At 48.3% G+C, this 22241-nt stretch carries 25 protein-coding genes and 1 other annotated feature; of the genes, 23 read left to right on the top strand and 2 right to left on the bottom strand.

Features of this window, described 5'->3' with window-relative positions:
- Nucleotide 1 precedes the first annotated feature (1 nt).
- Nucleotides 2–1435: an ATP-binding protein gene (locus tag B9D94_RS18135; RefSeq protein WP_036636815.1), complete on the top strand. Its 1434-nt coding sequence runs from the start codon at nucleotides 2–4 to the stop codon at nucleotides 1433–1435.
- A 120-nt stretch (nucleotides 1436–1555) separates the two neighbouring features.
- Here the strand turns inward: B9D94_RS18135 and serA are convergent, their stop codons facing one another.
- Nucleotides 1556–3148: a phosphoglycerate dehydrogenase gene (gene serA, locus B9D94_RS18130; protein WP_006209438.1), complete on the bottom strand. Its 1593-nt coding sequence runs from the start codon at nucleotides 3146–3148 to the stop codon at nucleotides 1556–1558.
- A 196-nt stretch (nucleotides 3149–3344) separates the two neighbouring features.
- Nucleotides 3345–3575: a binding site (T-box leader), on the bottom strand.
- Between the two features lie 216 nt (nucleotides 3576–3791).
- Here serA and B9D94_RS18125 point away from each other — a divergent pair.
- Genes B9D94_RS18125 through B9D94_RS18115 form a run of 3 tightly spaced genes read left to right on the top strand, consistent with a single transcriptional unit; the run spans nucleotide 3792 to nucleotide 5603 of the window.
- Nucleotides 3792–4391 carry a CPBP family intramembrane glutamic endopeptidase gene (locus B9D94_RS18125; RefSeq protein WP_006209439.1) on the top strand — a complete coding sequence of 200 codons (600 nt, stop codon included), beginning with the start codon at nucleotides 3792–3794 and terminating at the stop codon, nucleotides 4389–4391.
- The gene (locus B9D94_RS18120; RefSeq protein WP_148247656.1) at nucleotides 4378–4788 is read left to right on the top strand and encodes a hypothetical protein; all 411 of its coding nucleotides are present in this window, start codon (nucleotides 4378–4380) and stop codon (nucleotides 4786–4788) included. The genes B9D94_RS18125 and B9D94_RS18120 overlap by 14 nt, the downstream gene beginning before the upstream one ends.
- Nucleotides 4785–5603: a metallophosphoesterase gene (locus B9D94_RS18115; RefSeq protein WP_148247655.1), complete on the top strand. Its 819-nt coding sequence runs from the start codon at nucleotides 4785–4787 to the stop codon at nucleotides 5601–5603. The genes B9D94_RS18120 and B9D94_RS18115 overlap by 4 nt, the downstream gene beginning before the upstream one ends.
- Nucleotides 5604–5647: 44 nt before the next feature.
- Here B9D94_RS18115 and B9D94_RS18110 read toward each other — a convergent pair whose 3' ends face one another.
- A complete protein-coding gene (locus B9D94_RS18110; protein ID WP_148247654.1) occupies nucleotides 5648–6559 on the bottom strand; it encodes a polysaccharide deacetylase family protein in 912 nt (303 codons plus the stop codon).
- Nucleotides 6560–6652: 93 nt separating this feature from the next.
- Here B9D94_RS18110 and B9D94_RS18105 point away from each other — a divergent pair, with 93 nt between their 5' ends.
- The 19 genes from B9D94_RS18105 (at nucleotide 6653) to spoIVA (ending at nucleotide 22017) form a co-directional block, all read left to right on the top strand.
- Entirely contained in the window at nucleotides 6653–7021 is a 369-nt protein-coding gene (locus tag B9D94_RS18105; RefSeq protein WP_148247653.1) for a hypothetical protein, read from the top strand.
- A 200-nt stretch (nucleotides 7022–7221) separates the two neighbouring features.
- Complete coding sequence (locus B9D94_RS18100; RefSeq protein WP_006209444.1) at nucleotides 7222–7833, top strand: genetic competence negative regulator; 612 nt, start codon at nucleotides 7222–7224, stop codon at nucleotides 7831–7833.
- 59 nt (nucleotides 7834–7892) lie between these two features.
- Nucleotides 7893–8588 (top strand): glutamic-type intramembrane protease PrsW, encoded by a 696-nt coding sequence (prsW, locus tag B9D94_RS18095; protein ID WP_006209445.1) that lies wholly within the window; start codon nucleotides 7893–7895, stop codon nucleotides 8586–8588.
- Between the two features lie 73 nt (nucleotides 8589–8661).
- Nucleotides 8662–8808, top strand: coding sequence for a hypothetical protein (locus tag B9D94_RS31040; RefSeq protein WP_006209446.1), 147 nt, complete (start codon nucleotides 8662–8664; stop codon nucleotides 8806–8808).
- 89 nt (nucleotides 8809–8897) lie between these two features.
- Nucleotides 8898–10247 (top strand): germination protein YpeB, encoded by a 1350-nt coding sequence (gene ypeB, locus B9D94_RS18090; protein WP_148247652.1) that lies wholly within the window; start codon nucleotides 8898–8900, stop codon nucleotides 10245–10247.
- Nucleotides 10248–10461: 214 nt separating this feature from the next.
- Nucleotides 10462–11124, top strand: coding sequence for a flagellar brake protein (locus B9D94_RS18085; RefSeq protein ID WP_036636825.1), 663 nt, complete (start codon nucleotides 10462–10464; stop codon nucleotides 11122–11124).
- 62 nt (nucleotides 11125–11186) lie between these two features.
- The gene (locus tag B9D94_RS18080) at nucleotides 11187–11474 is read left to right on the top strand and encodes a DUF5359 family protein (protein WP_148247651.1); all 288 of its coding nucleotides are present in this window, start codon (nucleotides 11187–11189) and stop codon (nucleotides 11472–11474) included.
- A 175-nt stretch (nucleotides 11475–11649) separates the two neighbouring features.
- Nucleotides 11650–12330, top strand: coding sequence for a (d)CMP kinase (cmk, locus tag B9D94_RS18075; RefSeq protein WP_006209450.1), 681 nt, complete (start codon nucleotides 11650–11652; stop codon nucleotides 12328–12330).
- A 21-nt stretch (nucleotides 12331–12351) separates the two neighbouring features.
- Nucleotides 12352–12942 carry a lysophospholipid acyltransferase family protein gene (locus tag B9D94_RS18070; RefSeq protein WP_006209451.1) on the top strand — a complete coding sequence of 197 codons (591 nt, stop codon included), beginning with the start codon at nucleotides 12352–12354 and terminating at the stop codon, nucleotides 12940–12942.
- A 120-nt stretch (nucleotides 12943–13062) separates the two neighbouring features.
- Nucleotides 13063–14280, top strand: coding sequence for a 30S ribosomal protein S1 (gene rpsA / locus B9D94_RS18065; RefSeq protein ID WP_006209452.1), 1218 nt, complete (start codon nucleotides 13063–13065; stop codon nucleotides 14278–14280).
- A 210-nt stretch (nucleotides 14281–14490) separates the two neighbouring features.
- Entirely contained in the window at nucleotides 14491–15813 is a 1323-nt protein-coding gene (gene der, locus B9D94_RS18060) for a ribosome biogenesis GTPase Der (RefSeq protein WP_006209453.1), read from the top strand.
- An 11-nt stretch (nucleotides 15814–15824) separates the two neighbouring features.
- Nucleotides 15825–16451, top strand: a complete 627-nt coding sequence (plsY, locus tag B9D94_RS18055; RefSeq protein ID WP_006209454.1) for a glycerol-3-phosphate 1-O-acyltransferase PlsY — start codon at nucleotides 15825–15827, stop codon at nucleotides 16449–16451.
- Nucleotides 16444–17484, top strand: a complete 1041-nt coding sequence (locus B9D94_RS18050; RefSeq protein WP_036636829.1) for an NAD(P)H-dependent glycerol-3-phosphate dehydrogenase — start codon at nucleotides 16444–16446, stop codon at nucleotides 17482–17484. Before plsY ends, B9D94_RS18050 begins: the two co-directional genes overlap by 8 nt.
- Before the next feature lie 63 nt (nucleotides 17485–17547).
- Nucleotides 17548–17823, top strand: coding sequence for a stage VI sporulation protein F (locus B9D94_RS18045; RefSeq protein ID WP_006209456.1), 276 nt, complete (start codon nucleotides 17548–17550; stop codon nucleotides 17821–17823).
- Nucleotides 17824–17965: 142 nt separating this feature from the next.
- On the top strand, nucleotides 17966–18145 hold the full coding sequence (locus B9D94_RS18040) for a DUF2768 family protein (protein WP_006209457.1): 180 nt from the start codon (nucleotides 17966–17968) through the stop codon (nucleotides 18143–18145).
- Nucleotides 18146–18187: 42 nt separating this feature from the next.
- Entirely contained in the window at nucleotides 18188–18778 is a 591-nt protein-coding gene (locus B9D94_RS18035) for a hypothetical protein (protein ID WP_006209458.1), read from the top strand.
- Between the two features lie 67 nt (nucleotides 18779–18845).
- On the top strand, nucleotides 18846–19205 hold the full coding sequence (locus tag B9D94_RS18030; RefSeq protein WP_036636832.1) for a 2Fe-2S iron-sulfur cluster-binding protein: 360 nt from the start codon (nucleotides 18846–18848) through the stop codon (nucleotides 19203–19205).
- Between the two features lie 66 nt (nucleotides 19206–19271).
- Nucleotides 19272–19982 (top strand): YphF family lipoprotein, encoded by a 711-nt coding sequence (locus tag B9D94_RS18025; RefSeq protein WP_081742690.1) that lies wholly within the window; start codon nucleotides 19272–19274, stop codon nucleotides 19980–19982.
- Nucleotides 19983–20538: 556 nt separating this feature from the next.
- The gene (gene spoIVA / locus B9D94_RS18020) at nucleotides 20539–22017 is read left to right on the top strand and encodes a stage IV sporulation protein A (protein WP_006209462.1); all 1479 of its coding nucleotides are present in this window, start codon (nucleotides 20539–20541) and stop codon (nucleotides 22015–22017) included.
- Nucleotides 22018–22241 lie beyond the last annotated feature (224 nt).

The raw sequence follows: 22241 nt of genomic DNA, 5'->3' as shown, positions 1-22241 counted from the left end.
CGTGAGTTTCTGGAGATCACTCGTCGGCAAGCTGTGGATTACGATAACCTGTTTGGTTGCGTGCGTACTGCTGACGCTCGGATTATTTTTGCTGCCGTATATCGACACCACGTTTGCGAATTCGGATGCCATCAAACGTTTATTTACTTATGTGGCGATCATCGGATTCTCGATGACCACCTTTTTTGGACTGTTTCTGTTAACCAAGATCACGCAGCCCATGCAGCAATTGATTGAGGCTGCCAATGATATTCGGAAAGGGAAATACGGAACACGATTGAATCTGGTAACCAGTGATGAGATCGGTGAATTGGCCAATACGTTTAACCATATGGCAGCCGAACTGGAGACAAATATTCGTAATTTGAACCATGAGAAGGAGCATCTGTCCAGCGTGCTGAGAAGTATGAGTGACGCGGTCATTACCTTTGACCATCATGGTCAAGTTATACTGGTGAACCCGCCCGGACAGGAAATCATGAAGACCTGGAAGGGACTGCAGTGGGATGATGAGCTGCAAGGGGGCGGCTGGGCCGCTGATGTAATGCCGAAGCCGCTGAGCGAGCTCTATTACAGCACCGTGAACGAAGGCAGGGACCAGAGTGCAGACCTGCATGTCAAGCAGGGGATATGGTCGGCCCATATGGCCCCGCTGTACGCGGACGATATGATTCGGGGCGCTGTTGTCGTGCTCAGGGATATTACCGAGCAGGTGACCCTGGAGAAGATGCGTACAGATTTCATTGCGAATGTGTCACATGAAATCCGGACACCGCTGTCGATGATGCAGGGTTACAGCGAAGCATTGCTTGATGGCATGGCGGCTTCGCCGGAAGAGAGCAGGGAGCTTATCCAGGTCATCCATGAGGAATCTCTACGAATGGGGCGCTTGGTGAAGGATCTGCTTGATTTGACACGCATGGAAGCGGGACACGCGGAGTTGTCACTGAGGAAAATGGATGCCGGTGAATTGTGCGAGCGGGTATACCGGAAATTCGCCGTGCGTGCCAAGGAGCGGGAAATTGATCTTCAGTTGAATAAACTTCATCCGAATCTGATGCTTGAAGCAGCAGACGAAGATAAGCTGGAGCAGGTGCTTACGAATCTGCTGGATAATGCTTTCCGTCACACCCCTTCAGGCAAGCAAATCCAGATCACCGCAGACCGGATCACCCTTTTGGACGATGAAGCACTTCAGGTGAAAATCTGCGACCAGGGTGTCGGCATTCCGCCCGAAGATCTGCCCTTTGTTTTCGAACGGTTCTATAAGGCGGACAAAGCGCGTGTAAGAGGTGAAACGGTGGGTACCGGTATTGGTCTCGCCATTGTGAAAAACATCGTGACTGCGCATCACGGAACGATTAACGCAACGAGTGAGGTTGGCAAAGGCACCATATTTACGATGATCATTCCCACAAAAGCGGTAGAATCATAGGGAATGCCCGCACAAAAGAAAAAACACGCTCACATGGAGCGTGTTTTTTTGTTGAAATAAAGGGGTTAATCTTGTTCTACGTGGAACATCGACTAACCCGCGTTTATCTGAATCAGTTGTTTAGCCCAGTGCAATTTGTTGCGCGGTGTTCAGTTCTGCCAGCCCTGTGAGTTTAATCAGAACATCTTTAGGCACGTCCTTATCTACGGTCAGAAGCATGATAGCCTCGCCGCCGATGACTTTACGGCCCACCTGCATGGAGGCGATGTTGACATCGTTCTCGCCGAGCAGCGTCCCGACACGACCGATAATGCCCGGTTTATCGTTATGCGAGATCAGAATCAGATGACCTTCCGGCGAGATATCGACCGGGAATTTGTCAAGGCGGACAATCCGTTCCCCATAACCGAGAAGGAGTGTACCGGCTACAATCCGCTCCAGACCGTTTTGGGTTTTAAGCGTAACGGTAACCAGATTGGTAAAGTCTTTCGTTTTTGGTGTTTGAGATACAACGACATGCAGATCACGGCTTTTGGCCAGGTGCATGGAGTTTACAATGTTCACTTCGTTTCCGAGATGACGCTCAAGCACGCCTTTTACGATGTAGCGTGTCAACGCCTGGGTATCCACCTCAGCCAGCTCGCCCGCATAGTCGACATGAATCTCCTTCACAGCGTGCGCGGTAATTTGCGCGGCCACACTGCCGAGTTTCTCACCGAGGGAGAAGTATGGCTGGAGTTTGTTCATGACGCTTGCTGCTACAAGCGGGAAGTTGACGGCATTCTTAAACGGCTCATTGCGCAAAATATGCAGCACCTGCTCCGATACATCGATGGCTACGTTCTCTTGAGCCTCAATCGTAGATGCACCCAAATGCGGAGTCACGATCACCTTTGGATGGGTCAGGAACGGATGGTCGCTTTCCGGCGGTTCATGCTCGAATACGTCAAAAGCAGCTCCAGCTACAATGCCTTCATCAATGGCTTCGACCAGTGCGCGCTCGTCGATAATACCGCCGCGTGCACAGTTCACGATACGCATGCCGCGTTTCATCACTTCAAACTGCGGTCTTGCGATCATGTGGCGGGTCTCAGGAGTAAGCGGAGTATGGACCGTAATGAAATCCGCATTGCGGATAATGTTATCCACCGAGGAGAGACTCACGCCGAGTTTGTCTGCACGCTCCTCCGTTAAGAACGGATCAAAGGCAAGTATGTTCATGCCGAATGCCTTGGCGCGTTTGGCAACCTCGCTGCCGATTCGTCCCATTCCCATAACGCCAAGCGTTTTATTGCGCAGCTCGACGCCGAGGAAGGATTTGCGATCCCAGGATCCGCCTATAGTTTTTGCATAGGCTTGCGGGATATGGCGGGCAAGGGCAATCATCATAGCAAAGGTATGCTCGGCCGTTGTAATCGTATTGCCATCCGGAGCGTTAATGACAACGATACCGCGCTTCGTAGCGGCTTCCAGGTCAATATTGTCAACACCGACACCAGCCCGGCCAACCACCTTGAGGTTTGTTCCTGCATTCATAATGCGTTCTGTTACACGTGTCTGACTCCGTACGAGGAGTCCGTCGTATTCACCGATAATGGCAGTGAGCTCATCTTCACTGAGCCCGGTTTTTTTGTCTACCTGCACATCGGCGGCATCCATCAACTGCTGAATCCCCAAATCACTGATCGGATCCGATACCAATACTTTAAACATGGTTTCTCTTCCTCCTTAAAATCCTCTATAAATGCGGTACTGCAATATTGAATAAGGATTACGCTTGGCGCGCATTCCGTTATACACGTTCAAAGATTGCCTAGTAAAGCCAGAAGAATTCTATACAGGTTTGACGCGGTGTCGTGACAAAGAATCAGGAACATAAAAAACTCTCAATCCGCATACTACTTCCGTAGTAAGGGACGAGAGTTATTCGTGGTGCCACCCTTATTCGCTGCTGTCTTGCTGCAGCCTCAAGCGGTCTGTTCAGACCATGATTGGTAACGGATATCATCCGATTTACGCCTACTTCAATGTTCAGCGAAATATCTCAGGAACGCTCAAGAATACTTTACCGCCACCGATTTCCACCAACCATCGGCTCTCTGAGGACGTTGCAGCTTCTTTTTTCCATCATCGGTTTTCACAGATTAATTTTTTCATAATGTATCATGGCTCTAACATTGTGTCAATAGGTGTTTATTCCGTCCTTAGAGCGAAGAAACAGGGGATAGCCTTGAATACCATGCCGGTAATTTGCTATGATGCTTATGCCCGCCTATGATGGAATCAATCTTATATCACTGAGGTTGTACACGAAGATTATCCTAAAATATCAAGATGAAAGACAGGCCCATCTTCTATGAAAAAATTTAAAATACGCGTAAAAAGAATCGAAGCCCATCAACTGAATGACCGACTGCTGCTTATCAATCTGTATCTTACCCAAGCCTTAACCCTCATTGTGGGTTTGATCTGGATCTTGTTTCAAAAGAGGAATCCGTTTGAGCTGTTTGTCATTCCGAAAGAAGTCGAGTTTGTATATTGGGGCCTTGGTCTTGCTGCAGCTATGCTGATTGTTGATTTTGTATTGTCCCGTTTTGTATCTGAAGATAGTATGGATGACGGCGGAATCAATGAAATGTTGTTTCGGAACAGGCCGGTATGGCATATTTTGGTGATTGCCCTGATCGTATCTGTATGTGAGGAACTTCTGTTTCGTGGAGCGGTACAGCATGCATTTGGACCCTACTGGACCAGCATTTTGTTCGCGCTTATACATGTCAGATATCTAAAGCATTGGCTTCCTACAGGATGGGTTTTCTTGAGCAGTTATGGCCTGGGGTACGTCTATATTCATACAGGTACTCTGTGGGCGCCTATACTGTGCCATTTTCTGATTGATTTCATCTCAGGGATGCTGATTCGATTTCGGAGGAAAGAGGAAAATGAACGAGCTTAGCAGAATGGAACGACATCGGAGCCGCAATAAAGGCCGGAAGAACAAGACACCCGCTGCTTCGGAACAAGGAACTGCATCAAAGTCACAACGTGCAGAAGATACATTAAATCGCTCTAAATCATCGGTACATAAAGAACCGGTGGAGCAGAAACTTCAGGACGACAGTCCGACTGAAGGACTGAGCCGGTCCAGATCGACAAGGTCACGCTCAGGTCAATCCGGGGAAGAGGTACCGGCGCCTAAACGAACGAATACGTATTCCTCCTATCGTGTCAGAATGAGCAAATGGTTTGTGAACTCATTGATTGTCATATTCATATTATTAATGGTAGGACTGTTGTGGTGGGGACTGATCGGCGCGCCTCCATTAAGCGAATTATTAAAGGAGTTATTATGAGTGTGTTGATGTGGTTAGCCGGTGCTGCGGCTGTTGGTGCAGGCACAATCGGCTGGATGAGGTCCGAAGCCGGAGGATATCGCATACGTGAAGAGGAAGTTGTATCCGACCGTATTCCTCAGTCTTTTGACGGGTATCGAATATTGTTCATAACCGATATACATCGCAGAGTTTTGTCAGAACAGAAGCTGACCTCCAATCTCTTGCCAGTGGATTGCGTTTTTCTTGGAGGAGATATTACGGAAAAAGGGGTATCCTTTCAGCGGATGAGGCATAACATGTCGGTCCTGCTCCGTATAGCCCCCGTATATGCGGTCCTGGGTAATCATGATCTATATGCAGGCAAGGATGCGGTTCGTCAGGTTCTGCGCGAGACAGGGGTCGCCTTGTTGAGTGATAAGACAATTACACTGAAGAAGAATGAAGAGAGTATAACGCTGAGCGGAATTCGGCAGCCAGCAAGCAAAAAGCATCCGTATACGCAATTTCGCGGCAATCCAAAAGAAGATTCATACCACATCATCCTTGTCCATGATCCGATCTGGGTGAAGGACAGGGAGGAAACGAACGGTGATCTCCTGCTGGCAGGACATACGCATGGGGGACAGATCGTGCTTCCTTTTGCCGGTGCCGTACGGCTGGAGCGCTTCTATAAGAAGTTTCAATCAGGTTGGTATTCACTGCCGAGAAAAGTTGGCGACAGCCTTCACACTTCCCGAATGTTGATCAGCCGCGGATTTGGCACCTCGCACATCCCGCTGCGCTTGAAGTGTCCGGCGGAATATCATGTCATTACATTGCGCAAAAAACCTTAATTCCAAGTGATGACGGAGGAATTAAGGTTTTTTTGTATTGAAGGTTATCTTATTTTCGGTTCGATCAAACTAGGATCCACAAATCCATAACCTTTAGACTCGAGCTTGGTGAGCAGGCTGTCAAGTGCTTCGACGGTCCAGGGAAGCTCATGCATCAAGATGTTGCTGCCGGGATGAAGCTGCTCCAGTACATTGTTAACCACAGCATCGGGTTTGTTTTTGTTTTTGCTTTCCCAATCCAGCGAGCCGTTGGACCAAGTCATGAATAACAAATCATGATCCTTGGCAATGTCCTTGACGGTATCCCCGCCAGAGCCGAAAGGAGGTCGGAAGAACTTCGGTTCCGTACCAATCGTTTCCTTTACGATTTTCTGTACATTCCCAATTTGTTCCTCTACGTTCTGTTTGCTCTCTTTTTTCAGATCGATATGATCCCAGGAATGATTCCCAATCACTTGACCGCGGTCGTGGATAAGTTTCAGCAATTCGGGATTTTCTTTCACTCGATATCCGTTAACGAAGAAGATGGCCTTGGCTTCATGTTTGTCGAGAGTGTCAATTAATTGGTTGATCATGTCCTCATCCTTGGGGCCGTCGTCAAACGTGAGCAGCACCACCTTGTCTGGCACGGAATCGTCATTCGGTACAATCCGGTACACTTTATTCATGTGATATTGCGGTTTGGCGGAAGCCACTGCATCCGGCTTTTTATCCGGTTCATTCGTCGGCGGTTCTTGTGATCCATTCGCACTCAATTCCGGATCAGGCTTGTCCGGTTCATTTACAGCGTCCGTACTCCCGCTTGGAGGGGGCACATGCCCGGTTTCATTTTGCTGTGTTGTCGGCACATTACCGCCTTCCGCAGCCGCGTCTTGTTTCTGAGCAGCGCCGTTGTTGCCGCACGCACTGAGCATAAGACAGCAAGCCAGCAGAAGGACTGTTCGTGTTCTAACCATGATTCCATCTCACTTTCCTGTATTTATGTAGCATGAGTTCCTGGCGGTGCGAGAACAATAATCTCGAGTTTAACATAGAAGGAGGTATCATTTGTGAAGACTTCGTCATTTCTATATGGTGTCATTATCGGTGCCGTTGCATGCCGGATGATTTCCCGTAAAAACATGGGTTTCTCTTCCATGATGAAAGATGTGAACCTGGGCCGCTTTGCGGATACCGCGATGAGTAAAATTCAAGGCACAAAAAGCCATAACTACGGCTCAAGCCATGAAAGCGTGTCTCCCAGTTCAGGCCGTAACGGCTCCACTCATTCCGACAGAACTTCTGGTGGACAGACATCGACCCATTCGAAAGCTACCAACCTGAAGCAAGTAAAGGACTTTATCCGCAACAATCCAGACGTGAAGAACGAAGTCGAACAGATTCTCAAAGAGACTCACACCGTCATACCGGGTTTGTAAACGACACGCACCTTTTTGAATCATTCTCGGGGAGTGGACTTCACATCCCTGTGAATGATTCTTTTTTCTTCAGCTACATATTTACGTGCATTTGTGGGTATTAAATGATAAAATCAATTATATAAAACCATTTTTATCACGTCATAATCCAGACATCATAATTTGTTATAAACTTTTGTTTACGTAAGGAGGATCCTGTCATGAAAATAGAGCGTTTGAGTCAAGATAAGATACGGATTTTCCTCACGTTTGACGATCTGAGTGAGCGTGGGATCCAGAAGGAAGAGATGTGGCAGGAAATACCGAAAGTTTATGACCTGTTTACGGAGATGATGGATCAGGCCTACAGTGAACTCGGGTTTGATGCCACCGGACCTCTTGCCGTTGAGGTGTTTGCACTGCCTGCCCAGGGCATGGTGGTTATTGTGACGAGAGGGAAATACGATCACCATTTTAGCAGCTTGTCCGAAGAAGATATGCCGGACGAGATTTATGAAATGGAAGTAACGCTGGATCAAAGTGATACCATCGTCTATGTTTTTCAAGATTTTGAAGTGCTCATTGAAGCATCGCATATGTTGAAGGAACTTGTAGACGGAGCAGGTAAGCTCTATCACTATATGGATAAATGGTTTTTGTATTTCGATCCTGAGGAACTGAACAGCGAGAAGCTGCCGGCGGTCATTGCCATGCTGGCTGAATTCGGCGAATCCTCCTCAGTAACGGAAGCTGTGCTGGAGGAATACGGGAAGAAAGTGATGCCTCAGCAAGCAGTTGAGGTAATCTGTACACACTTCCAGCGTCAGCGTTAATCAATGTGGGCGTGCGTGCCGGACTTCAGGCCCGCAACTAACGGAAGGGGAATTTTTTAGTGCTGGTGTTCTCGGTAATTGCGTCAGCTTTGGCGCCGGGACTCGCATTGCTCACGTATTTTTACCTGAAAGATAGGTATGATCAAGAACCCCTGCATATGGTGATCAAGGTGTTTATGCTTGGGGTTCTGATCGTTTTCCCGATTATGATTTTGCAGCGGGGAATGATACTATGGCTTGGCGATCATCCGGTAGTCAACTCACTGTTCGTTTCAGCGGGCGTTGAGGAGTTTCTGAAATGGTTTATGATGTACCATATTATTTTCAAACACAAGGAATTTGACGAGCCTTATGATGGTATCCTTTATGCAGCGGCTATATCGCTGGGTTTCGCTACTGTAGAGAACTTGCTTTACGCGTGGTACAGTCAGGCTGCTTTTGGTCCCATGTTCTTGCGGGCACTGCTACCCGTTTCGGGGCACGCGATGTTCGGTGTCATCATGGGTTACTACATGGGGCATGCGAGATTCACGGAAGGAAAGCGGAGAAGATTTTTCCTAGCTTTGTCCCTCCTCCTGCCTTGGATGTGGCACGGTCTGTACGACCTGATTCTGAATCTGCTGGCCCATTCATGGATATGGTTCATCGTGCCGCTGATGGTGCTGTTATGGTATGGCGGCATGGGTAAAATCTCAAGGGCTAACAACCGTTCTCCTTTTCGTTTCATAAAACGGGAGGAAGAGGTTAACACGTAATAAATAAGGGCACACTTCATTCTATAGGCCTTGGCTGTCAGCCAAGGAAATATAGAGTGGGAGGTGTCTTTTTTTGCGTATAAAAGTGAAAATCCTTTGCAAAGATTGTGGTGAGCGCTTTATTCTGCGCGGGAAGAAGGAAGATGGCCGGATCGAAACCGGGTTTAAGCAGTGCCTGTGCAACAACCGGGATCACTTCGATATTGAGGAAGATTTCTAAATGATGAAGTAATTATACAGATATGCATAAGACTTCTTCCTTCTAGTCAAACTAACCTCAGTGAGTAGAAGAAAGGAGACTATCGCATCATGTACAAACGATTAAGTGCTATTCTGTTTCCTGTGGCCACAATTTTATTGATCGGGGCTCTGGTATGGGGATATCAAGAGAATAAAGAGAAAAACGCAATATTGATTAACGCCGAGAACCAATACCAACGGGCATTCCACGACTTGTCCTACAATATGGACAGGATCCATGCCGAGCTCGGCAACACACTTGCGGTTAGCTCTACTTCCCAGGGGATGCACCGGAAGGGCTTGATGAATGTATGGCGTCTGACCAGCGAGGCACAGAATGAGATCAGCCAGCTGCCGCTTACACTGCTGCCATTCAACAAGACCGAAGAATTCTTATCCCGGATATCGAATTTTGCCTATAAAACAGGTGTCCGAGATTTCACCAAGGAACCGCTAAGTGACAATGAGGTTAAAACGCTGAAATCCCTATATGCCAACTCCGGCGAAATTACGAAGGATTTGCAGCATGTGCAGAACAAAGTCATCACCAACAGCTTGCGCTGGATGGATGTAGAAACAGCACTTGCCACGAACAAGGTAGGAGACAACTCCATTATCGATGGTTTCAAAACGGTAGACAAAAAAGTCGAGTCTTACCCTGAGCTGGACTGGGGTCCGTCGGTCAGCAGCATTTATGACAGACGCTCTGTCAAACAGTTGGCAGGCATGCCGATTTCGGAAGAGGATGTGAAGCGGAAAGCGCTGAAGTTCTCGGATGCTGGCAACCAGGCCAAGGTCCAAGTCATCAAGAACGGCAGCGGCACGGAATGGGTATCTTATACAGCTAAGGTAAAACACCCGAACGGTCATATGCTCAGCCTGGATTTTACCGAAAAAGGAGGGCAATTGATCTCCTATACGGATGAGCGCAAGGTCGGTGCGAAGAAAGTATCGGTCCAGGATGCCATCGACAAAGCTCAGCAATTCCTGACGAAAAAGGGTTACTCCGACATGACCGTGGTTTCAGCTGACCAATACGACAACCTCGCCAACTTCTCTTTTGTCCGTGAAGAGGACGGCGTCCTGATCTATCCGGAGAAAATCACCGTTCGTTCGGCGATGGACAACGGGGATGTCATTGGTTTTCAGGCCAGCGACTTTGTATATGAGCACCAGATGAAGCGGCAAATTCCACAGCCGAAGATGAGTCTTGCAGAAGCGGAGAAAGTGCTGAACCCTGAATTCAAGGTGCTTTATCACCGCAAAGCATTAATTAAGAATGACCGTTCGGAGGATGTGCTGTGCTACGAGTTTGGCGGACGTATCAACGGCTCGCAATACCGGATCTATATTAATTCGGATACCGGCCTTGAGGAAACGGTTGAAGTCGTGAAGGATGCACAGGCAGGCATTAAATAACGGCGCTAAACATGGTGGTATGAACCGGTTAAGGAGACTCCTTGACCGGTTTTTTTAATGTGCAGATGCAGTGGAATCAGCGCTTGAATAGTGCCTCAGACAAACCGTTGTTTGCGAAGGGGAGACATGTTTACATTTTCAATCGAAGATTTTATCCCATGGACCCAGGGTTCGCATGATATAATGGTAAATATTGATTATCATGAATTAGTGGGTGAGCGCATTGTATCCAAAGATCAATGATGTCCTCTATATCCAGTTGGATACGGGGGATGAAAAGGAAGCCAAGATTGTATATAAATCCCGCATTTCCGACATGGATGATGAATCCATGTATATGGAGGTTCCGCTGCAGGAAGGCACCGGGAGGCTGAAGAAGCTCTTCATTGGGGACGAGCTGTCAGCGTATTTCCTAAGTGAAGGCGGCGTGAAGAACTACTTTAATTCCTACGTCTTGAGCCATCACGAAGACATTATACGGCTGGTTCGAATTAAGAAGCCGGATCCCGATCAGATAACGAAGGTTCAGAGAAGAAGTTTCCTGAGGGTGCAGGCGGAGCTCGAAGTTGCTGTTATTGCTAAAGACGGCACACAGTTCTTAACCAAAACCGATGATGTCGGCGGCGGCGGGGTATCCTTTCATCTAAAACCGGGCCAATCCATTTCGGAAGGAAGCTTGCTGACTTGCTGGGTTCTGATACCGTACAAGAATGGTGCGGTGGAGCACGTCCCTTTTGAAGGCGAGGTGGTGCGGGTTAAGCAGCTGCCCACGAATCGAAGCATCGTTATGCTGAAATTCAATCATATCGTAGATATGGAACGTCAAAAGCTGATCCGGTACTGTTTCGAAAGACAGTTCGATTTTCGCAATCGATGATGCATAAAAATGGTATAACGGTGGTACACTACCCGAAATTTGTACCGGAGGGACCGTTTGCCATGACAGAAGCAAAGTCTCATCAAGACCCGTTGAATGAAGAAACAGAACTTAATGCTGCGCTCCATGAGAATGGACAAGCCCTTCATGACCGTTACGGAAAAGCGCTGTTTAAGCTGCTGATCGGGCTTGTAGTCGCTTTGGTCATTGCCCAGCTTTTGCTGCATTATGAGCCCAGCAGGCCCTATATTTCGCCGGTTCAGCAAATGGAGGGCGTTCCCGTTAACGAGCCAAATGTAAACGATTGGATGGGGGAAAACAACCCTTCTCTTTTGCATCACTCTAGGTAGTGTGGTATAATTTTCACGTCGCAGGCGGGCGCCTGCTTTTTTCTTGAAATATAAGAATGGTGCAGAATTCATCTCGCGCTTTCTTGTATATTTTTTCTCAGGAAGTGTGATTCCGTCCTATCTGGATGGTAAGCCCTTTCGATTTCGAGGTATATGTTTGAGGAGGAATGCCCCGTTGGTTATGCAGGGGACAGGTTATCGCGACAGAATCAATATTGCCATTGACGGTCCGGCAGGCGCGGGTAAAAGCACAGTAGCACGTATGGTGGCCAGCAGGCTGCAGTACATCTATGTGGATACCGGAGCCATGTACAGGGCAGTCACCTGGTTCATGCTGAACCAAGGGATTTCTCCGGAAGATCCCGAAAAAGTGCTTCAATATGCACAAAACATGGTGATTGAATTAAAACCGCATGAAAATGGTCAAATGGTTTTGCTGAACGGGGAAGATGTCACACCCTATATTCGTTCACACCAGGTTAGTGCAGTGGTATCCAAATATGCACGAATCGAGGGCGTACGGATAAAGCTTGTCCGTTTGCAGCAGCAAATGGCGCTGGAGAAAGGCGTTGTCATGGATGGGCGTGACATTGGCACGACGGTTTTGCCGGATGCTGAGGTGAAGATTTTCATGACGGCCAGTGTCAAGGAACGTGCTCTCCGCCGCTTCAATGAGTTGAGTGATGAAGGCATCACGCTGGAACAACTGGAAAAAGATATCGCAGAACGTGACAGGCTTGACCAGGAACGTGAAGTGTCGCCGCTCCGATGCGCAGAGGATGCCATCATTCTGGATACGACACATATGGATATCAACCAGGTTGTTGAAGCGATTCTTTCATATTGCGAAACTTAAGTGGGATGGGGAGGAAAAGCAATGATTTATCTTTTTTGCAGAGCGGTGGTCCGCGGTTTGTTCGCTATTCTCTACAGATTTGAATCTGTCGGCGTACATAACATACCTTCAGAAGGCGGCGTGCTAATCTGCAGCAATCATATTAGCATAAGAGATCCAATATCTGTCGGGATCCACGTCAAACGCCAGGTGAAATTCATGGCGAAGGCGGAACTGTTCAAAATTCCGGTGTTCGGATGGCTGGTCCGCCAGCTTGGAGCTTTTCCGGTGAAGCGCGGTGGAGTGAGCAAAGATTCCATCAAGATGGCCCTTACCATCTTGCGTTCCGGCGAGATCATGGGCATCTTTCCCGAAGGGACACGCAACTCGGATGCTACCGCAGCGAAACGGGGTGCAGCAAGCTTTGCTCTCCGCAGCGGGGCAACGGTTATACCAGCTGCGATTATCGGTGATTACAAGCTTTTTAGAAAAGTGAAGATCATCTACGGCGCACCTGTGGATCTGTCCCAGTTTGAGGGGGATAAATCACCAGAGGCACTGGATGCGGCAACTGGAATGATCATGGCGAAGATTCATGAAATGCGTGCAAGCGGCAAACCAACCGTGAACTGATTTATTCGCTCCATGCATAAAAAGCATGGGAAAGTTGGAAAGATACTACAGCAATTATGTTTTGAACTTCGCGAATGCGAGTTTAAATAAATGGGGTTTGAATTGAGGAGGTTATTTGACATGTCGGAAGAAACAAGAAATCAAGAGGCTGCTGAAAACCAAGAGCAGCTGGACCAAATCGTATCCTTGAAAAAAGGGGACACCGTGAAAGGGACGATCGTCAAACTGGAGGACAACCAAGCTTACGTAAGCATTGGATATAAATATGACGGCGTAATTCCTGTTCGCGAACTGTCTTCTGTACAACTTGATAATGCATCTGATGCGGTTCAGGTTGGCCAAGAGGTAGAGTGCAAAGTCGTTAGCATTAACGATGACAAGGAAAGCCTGGTTCTTTCCAAGCGCGCGATCGACACCGAGAATTCATGGGAAGAGCTTGAGAAGCATTTTGCAGATCAAGACGTATTCGAAGTAACGGTGGCTGACGTGGTGAAAGGCGGACTTGTAGCCGATGTTGGTGCACGCGGCTTTATTCCTGCGTCTATGGTAGAACGTCATTTTGTTGAAGATTTCAGCGACTACAAAGGCCGCACACTTCGCGTAAAAGTGAAAGAACTGGACCGCGAGAACAACAAAGTGATTCTTTCCCAGAAGGATGTTCTGGAAGAAGAGTTCGAATCCAACAAACAAAAAGTAATGTCCGAGCTTCAAGACGGTCAAGTGCTGGAAGGTACAGTACAACGTCTTACCCAATTCGGCGCATTTGTTGACGTGGGCGGCGTTGACGGTTTGGTTCATGTATCCGAGATTGCTTGGAGCCATGTTGAGAAGCCTGCCGATGTATTGTCCGAAGGCGACCAAGTTCGCGTGAAAGTGCTGAAAGTTGATCCTGAAAAAGGCAAAATCAGCCTCAGTATCAAAGCAGCAGCTCCTGGTCCATGGGAAACAGCTGGAGAGCAATTCAACACTGGCGACATCGTGACAGGCGTTGTAAAACGTCTGGTTACCTTTGGCGCATTCGTTGAGCTGGCTCCAGGTGTTGAAGGTTTGGTTCATATCTCCCAAATCTCCCACAAGCATATCGGTACTCCGCAAGAAGTATTGAAAGAAGGCCAGGAAGTTCAGGTTAAAGTGCTTGATATCAACACTTCCGAGCAGCGTGTAAGCCTGAGCATCAAAGAAACTGAAGAGGCACCAGCTCAAGCTCCACGAGCTGAAAAACCGTCCAAAGGTCCTAAAATCGATCTGAAAGACAACCCTAACGTTTCTTTGAACAATCAAGGCATGAGTGTTACGCTTGGAGAGCGTTTTGGCGATAAGCTGAGCAAATTCAAGTAAGCCCGGGAACAGTTTTGTTCGGTCTATTGACCTATCATAACGAAGTCGGCGAACCCAGAAACCTGGGTTCGCCATTTGTTTTTTTAGGGGACTAACGTGAACGGATGTTGTAACATGGGGTAGAGCATAATAGAAATAAGATGAAAGGTTAGCCAATTGTAACGTTTTTTGCTATGATGATAATCGTAAGAATTGACAGGAGGAGTGACTATGGCAAGACCCGTAGTGGCTATCGTTGGACGACCTAACGTCGGTAAATCCACCATATTTAACCGACTGATTGGCGACAGATTAGCCATCGTTGAAGATAAACCGGGCATTACCCGTGACCGGATTTACGGAAGTGCTGAATGGAACGGCAAAGCGTTCAGCGTCATCGATACCGGGGGTATCGAAATCGACGGTGATGACATGATATTGAAATCCATACGCATGCAGGCAGAGCTTGCGATTGAAGAAGCGGATGTCATCGTATTTATGTGCGATGCTAAAGCGGGGGTTACCCAATCGGACGAGGAAGTTGCACAAATTCTGTTCCGATCCGGCAAACCGGTTATTCTAAGCGTAAATAAAGTGGATAATTTGAAGCGTGTTGATGATATCTACGAATTCTATTCCTTAGGATTTGGCGATCCTGTGGGCATATCGGGAAGCCACGGGACCGGAATCGGGGATCTGCTTGACGTTGTCGTGGAGAACTTGCCGGAGCTTGAGGATGACGGATATGACGAGGATGTTATTCGCGTCGCTTTGATTGGCAGACCGAATGTCGGCAAGTCTTCCCTCGTTAATGCGATATTGGGAGAAGAACGTGTTATTGTCAGCGACGTTGCCGGGACTACGCGTGATGCAATTGATACGCCGTTCGAGAAAGACGGGCAGCGTTATGTGCTCATCGATACCGCAGGTATGCGTAAGCGGGGCAAGGTCTACGAGACGACAGAGAAATACAGTGTCATGCGTGCGATGCGTGCCATCGAGCGTGCAGATGTGGTGCTCGTGCTCATTAATGGCGAGGAAGGCATCATCGAGCAGGACAAGCATATTGCAGGGTATGCATACGAGGCTGGTAAAGCTTCTTTGTTCGTTGTCAATAAATGGGATATGGTTGAGAAGGAAGATAAGACGATGCAGCAGTTCGAGAAGAAGATCCGGGATCATTTCTTGTTCATGACCTACGCACCGATCGTATTCCTGTCCGCCAAAACAAAGCAGAGATTGCAGAAGCTGCTCCCCGTGGTTAAACATGTGGCCGATCAGCATTCACTTCGTGTCCAGACACATCTGCTTAACGATGTGATATCGGATGCGATTGCCATCAATCCGCCTCCAACGGATAAAGGAAGAAGATTGCGCATTAACTACTCAACACAGGTTGCGGTTAAACCGCCAACCATGGTTGTATTTGTCAACGATCCTGAATTGATGCACTTCTCGTATGAGCGTTATCTCGAGAACAAGATTCGGGCAGCGTTTGATTTTGAAGGTACACCCATCAGGATATTTACACGAAGAAAGTCTGATGAGAGTTAGGGGAGAATAGCTTGATTCTGGAGATCGTAGCGATTGTAGTGTGTTATTTACTTGGTTCGGTGAGCTTTAGCGTACTATTTGCCAAAATCCTCAAAGGGATCGACATTCGCCAGCATGGCAGCGGCAACGCCGGGGCAACCAATACCCTCCGCGTCTTGGGGAAGGGGCCTGCCATACTTGTGTTGGCATTGGATGTAATGAAGGGCATCGCTGCGGTTTGGATCGGACGATGGCTCGGGGGAGACAATGAGTGGCTGCCTGGTTTATGCGGGATTGCGGCCATAATCGGTCATAATTGGCCGCTCTATTTCCGTTTTCGAGGCGGCAAAGGGATTGCAACCGCCATTGGTGTGCTGGCCACACTTTGCTTTTTACCGGCGTTTATAGCAGGCATTATTGCAATTCTATCGATTGTTTTTACCCGTTATGTATCTTTGGGTTCCCTTATTTTTGTGCTTCTCACCCCTGTTTTTCTTTTAATAGCAGGATATTCTTGGCCGATTTTTTGGACAAGCTTGATTATATGTGTGTTCGCCTTCTGGCGGCATCGTACGAATATTGTGAAGCTTGTACAGGGTCGTGAGAATAAGTTGGGTTCGGGAAAAGGAAAAGACAAAGGAGGGAAGCGTGTTGTCTGACAAAGTCGCTGTTCTGGTGGCAGGTAGTTGGGGAACCGCTTTGGCAAGTGTTCTCGCTTCGAATCATCTGAATGTTGTAGTCTGGACAAGAACGGAGGAACAGACTCGTGAAATTAACGAGTCTCATACCAATAACCGTTATTTGCCCGGTGTGGAGTTATCATCGAATATCCGCGCTACAACCCATATGGAAGAAGCGGTTTCTTCGGCTGTTGCTGTGGTCATTGTTGCACCTTCATCCGCTATGCGGGAGGTCACGGGCCAATTGAAGCCATATTGGACTGAGGATATGCTGGTCATCCATGCGACGAAGGGGTTCGAGACTGAATCCTTGAAGCGGATGTCTACCGTCATTTCCGAGGAGCTTGGCTGTGAGGAAGGACGTGTGGTGGTATTATCCGGACCAAGCCACGCGGAAGAAGTAGTTAGACGCTGTCCTACTACCGTTGTTGTAGCATCATCGGATGCTGCTGCCGCCACAGCTGCCCAGGATTTGTTTATGAACACGTATTTCAGAGTATATACGAACCGGGATATGATCGGTGTGGAACTTGCCGGGGCTTTGAAGAATATCATTGCACTAGGTGCCGGGATGTCAGATGGCTTGGGCTTTGGTGACAACGCCAAGGCAGCGCTCATCACCAGAGGGTTAGCGGAAATATTGCGAATCGGTATGGAGATGGGAGCAAATCCGCTTACGTTTGCCGGGCTTGCCGGCATCGGGGACCTTGTGGTTACCGCTACGAGTCAACACAGCCGGAACTGGCGAGCAGGCTCTATGCTGGGCCAAGGCAAGAAGCTGGACGAAGTTCTGGGCTCCATGGGGATGGTTGTGGAAGGAATTCGGACGACCAAAGCGGCACATGCCATTTCTGAGAAATATGGCGTGCAGATGCCGATTGCCGATCAGCTGTATCATGTGCTCTTCCAGGATCGCAATCCCCGTACTGCTGTGGAAGCTTTAATGGGCCGGGATCCCAAGACCGAGATGGAATTGATGCCGCTTGAAACTTGGGAACAGTGGCACACCTAGCTTATTCACCATTCCGATAGCTCTCTCATATATTGTTGTGAGGATGTCGGAGGAGGGGTGGAAATGAGCAAAAGCTTTCACAAGGATGTACTGAATGCGATTAACAAGAAAAGCGGCAAGAAAATTTCTTCAGGGGCTGTCAATAAGCTGGCTAGCACGGTTAAGCCGTCTACAATGCAAAATGAAGCCCAGCTCCGTCAACTGATCAAACAGGTGTCTTCCATGGCGAACATACCGGTTAGTGAGGATACAATCCAGGAGATTGTCGGAGCCGTGAAGAAGAGCGGCATGAATCCAAGCAATATGGAAGCCTTGATGAAAATGATGATGAACAAATAAGTTGCAGCAATGATGAACAAAAGCCACGTCCAGCTGGGCGGCGGCTTTTGTTCTTTTTTTCGACAAACCTGGGGTGAGGCGGTACCGTTTTCGTGATATAATAGGTTGAATAATTTGATGAGAGATTGGAGAGTTTCGTGACATGGATCCAATGCAAAAGATGTGGCTGTCCCTTGTCGCATTATTGATTATGGCGCTGTCTGTCATCGTGGTTACACTTGCGCGAAGCAAGACGAAGGGTTTCCTGCGCGGCACTTTGTCGTTTGTGGCCTTTATGATGATGATTTTTGGTTTTATTATTGGACTGGCCTCCATCATATAACAAAGGAAGCCGTCAGGGATGATAAGGTAAAAGGGGTGCAGCATGACGCTGAATGATCTGCCGGAATTGGAGAAGGTACTAGCTGCCGCCATTCACAGACTGAATCGGGCTTATACCGCATGGCTGCTTGGCGGGAGCTGCAGCTTGCTTCTACAGGACGTGAAGCTGGATAAACCGCCGAGGGATATCGATTTATATACCGATGCGGAGGGTGTTCACCCATTGCATGAGACGCTGGCTTCAGCGGCAGTTGATGCTCCCCGCCTTGATCAGGAAGGAATGTATTCCTCGATTCTGAGCCACTATGTCATTAACGAAGTCCCTATCGAGCTGGTGGGCAGCTTTCAGATCAATTCTTCAGGATCCTCCTATAGGGTAGAGATTGAGTCACTCTTGTACCAAGCAGCGCCTGAGAGCCGTATACGGGACGCTGCGGTACGGCTGATGCCGTTATCCCATGAACTGGTGTTCAACGTGCTGCGGGACAGGCAGGATCGTTATGAAGCTATTGGGGAGGCTATCCTGAAGGACAAGGACAATCACATTCCGCTTCTCCAGCAGTTAATAAGCCGTAATCGTCTGAGCGTGGAGCATCTTGAGATACTGAATCGTTTAATGGGACTGCAGCTTTAGCATTGCATATGTAGATGCAATTACGAAGGTTAGTGTACATAAGGAAGAAAAGGGGGTGCGTTTACCGGTGGACTACGAGGTGTTGTTTTTGCCAGATCAGAAAAAAGCCAAGGTTCGTCAACATACGAATGTTCTGGATGCCTCTCGTCGGGCTGGTGTACGTATTCCGACCCGTTGTGGAGGAAAAGCCGGCTGTTTGATGTGCAAGGTTATCATACCGAAGGAGGAGCGTGGGCACTGCTTGCCCCCTGAATCCAAGGAAATTCGAAAGCTGGGTTCAACCCTTATCGAGCAAGGCTACCGGTTATCCTGTCAAACAAGAATAACAAACCATGTAACGGTCATGATTCCGGAGGATCCGCTCAAAGCTGCGGTACGCAAGCAGTTGGAGGCTGCGAGGAGCCGAGATTTGGATGATTTTATTTAAAGTGAAGGATGATGTTAGTTGAGTATAGTCAATGGGATGACCCAAGCAGGGGGCCGTTCAAAGCGGATGTCTGCCGTCTTGATCCTGGTACTTTTACCGATGCTGCTTACCGGCTGCCTGTACCCTGATGAGAAATTACAGGAGAACCAGGTTTCATACAGGGAGAGTATCAAGAGAATACAATCGGCAGTGGACGATTTTTACAAGGAGCAGGGAATACTGCCGATTATAACGGCTGGCCAGGAGATTCCGCGGTATGAGAAATACCGGGTCGATCTGGATCAACTCAAGGGCAGAGGATACCTCGATGAGATTCCGAACACGGCTTTCGAGCAGGGTGGCAGCGGTTACTTTCTCATTATTAATGAAGAAACGAAGCCGACCGTGAAGGTCATGGACTTGACCACGACCCAGAAGGTGAATGACGTTCAAAGAGCAGTGAATCTGTATAAAATGTCCCATGACAACGCCCTGCCGGCAGGCGAAGCCCTCTATCCGGGTTATACGGCGGTGGACTTGTCCAAGACCGATGCCAAGTCCCTGAAACTGATGAGTGTGTATTCGGGTCAGGAGATGACCTTCATCATGGATGAAGAGGGTACCGTTTATGCGGATTACGCCTTCGATATTATGCAGGCCATCCAGAAAAATGGGGCCGATCCCCAAGAAGGACAAGATTTACGGGTGTTTTTGGAGGAAGAATCCTACTATGTCCCCGTAAAATCAGTCGCTTACACGTGGAAGGACGGGCAGCCCGTGGCCCAGCCGCAATCCTGACTCCTATCTGTAATACCCGTCGAGCCCGGCGGGTATTTTTTTGTTTTAGCAGCAAAGGATCGGCCATGCACTCCTTATGATGATTTTTTGAAATTGAATGAATCTATTTGGAATATCTATTAAAGTGCGCGCATATTCATAATCTGAAAGAGTAGTGCGGGCAAGAGTCGGTTGCCCACATCATGAGGTTTAGGGCAACGTCCGGGGACGCATCATGAGAACAGACCGCTCCATGCGGTGGTTTTTTCTTGGGATATTTGATTTTTCGTGTCTAGTTTGTTTAGACATCTTCGATATCTTAAAAAAAACTGGACGGACTTTAAGGGGCAACCGTCATATTTTTGAACCCGGTACATATGATGTTACTAGTCCAAATGCATGTACGAGTTACGCCGCTTTGCCGTTTCCATCAAAACTCATGGAATACCGGCGGCGGGATGCTGGCGACATTGTAAAGGCTGCTCATCTGTTGCAATGGCTTTGGCTATGAGTGGAACACGAAGCGGATGCTCTTAAAGCATTTTTCCTTCGGAGTAATTTGAGGAGGGGATCTCTTTTGGAAAAAGTGGACATTTTTAAGGACATTGCCGAACGGACCGGAGGGGACATTTACTTAGGTGTTGTCGGTGCCGTCCGTACGGGAAAATCAACCTTCATTAAGCGGTTTATGGAGACGATTGTTCTCCCGAACATTACGAACGAGGCGGATCGAGTAAGAGCTGTCGATGAGCTGCCTCAAAGTGCTGCAGGGAAAACGATCATGACAACCGAGCCGAAATTTGTGCCAAACAATGCGGTGCAGATTAAGGTTACGGATGGTCTTGAGGTCAACGTACGACTGGTGGATTGCGTAGGCTACGCTGTTGAAGGCGCCAAGGGATACGAGGACGAGAACGGCCCTAGAATGATCTCGACACCATGGTTCGAAGAACCGATTCCGTTCCAGGAAGCGGCTGAAATCGGAACACGCAAAGTCATTCAGGAGCACTCAACACTTGGTGTTGTTGTAACGACAGACGGCAGCATCGCTGAGATCCCGCGCAGTTCTTACGTTGAAGCGGAAGAGCGGGTCATTGAGGAACTGAAGGAAGTTGGCAAGCCATTCGTGGTTGTGATTAACTCCACGCGTCCACGCAGTGAAGAAACCCTTCAACTGCGTAATGAGCTGGCAGAGAAGTACGACATTCCGGTAATGACACTGAGCGCGGCTACAATGACCGAAGATGATGTAACCGGCGTTCTTCGCGAAGTATTGTATGAGTTCCCTGTACATGAGGTGAATGTCAACCTGCCTAGCTGGGTTATGGTGCTCAACGAGAACCACTGGCTGCGCAGCAACTACGAGAACTCGGTTAGAGACACCGTGAAAGATATCCGTCGCCTGCGCGATGTGGATCGTGTTGTCAGCCAGTTCATGGAGTATGACTTTATTAACCACGCTGGTCTTAGCGGTATGAATATGGGGCAGGGCGTCGCAGAGATCGATCTCTTCGCTCCTGACGAATTGTATGATCGGATCTTGATGGAGGTCGTTGGTGTTGAGATTCGTGGCAAAGATCATCTGCTGCAGCTGATGCAGGAGTTCTCCCATGCCAAACGGGAGTATGACCGCTTCGCTGAAGCTCTTGAAATGGTCAAAACAACAGGTTACGGTATTGCAGCTCCTTCGCTGGCTGAGATGGCTCTCGATGAGCCTGAGCTTATCCGCCAGGGCACCCGCTTTGGGGTAAGATTGAAAGCGACGGCGCCTTCCATCCATATGATTCGAGTCGATGTGGAATCCGAGTTCTCGCCGATTATCGGAACAGAGAAGCAGAGTGAGGAGCTTGTCCGCTATCTGATGCAGGATTTCGAGAACGATCCGATCAAAATTTGGGAATCCGATATATTCGGACGCTCGCTGCACTCGATCGTCCGCGAAGGAATTCAGGGCAAAATTGCCATGATGCCAGACAATGCAAGATACAAATTACAGGAAACGTTGGGTCGCATTATTAACGAGGGTTCCGGCGGTTTGATTGCCATTATTCTCTAATCCAGGCGTTGATAGGAAGCGGAAAAAAGCAGTCGCTAGCGGGTCAAAAGTCCCGATTAGCGGCTGTTTTTCGTGTTTTCTTTGGTCCAATAAAGCAAAACGCTTGAAATTATGAGATGGCTGTATTACTATAAATTTGTTCCGCGTCATGCATTCTAAACGCGAGATAGGGGTAAAATACCCGATTGCACGTATAATTTGCGGTAAAACGGAAACAGTGAATA

The sequence above is a fragment of the Paenibacillus sp. Cedars genome (genome assembly GCF_003184205.1).
Taxonomy (GTDB): Bacteria; Bacillota; Bacilli; order Paenibacillales; family Paenibacillaceae; genus Paenibacillus_AQ; species Paenibacillus_AQ glucanolyticus.
The sequence above is the reverse complement of the archived record's forward strand: the minus strand, read 5'-3'. Positions and strand labels throughout refer to the sequence as shown.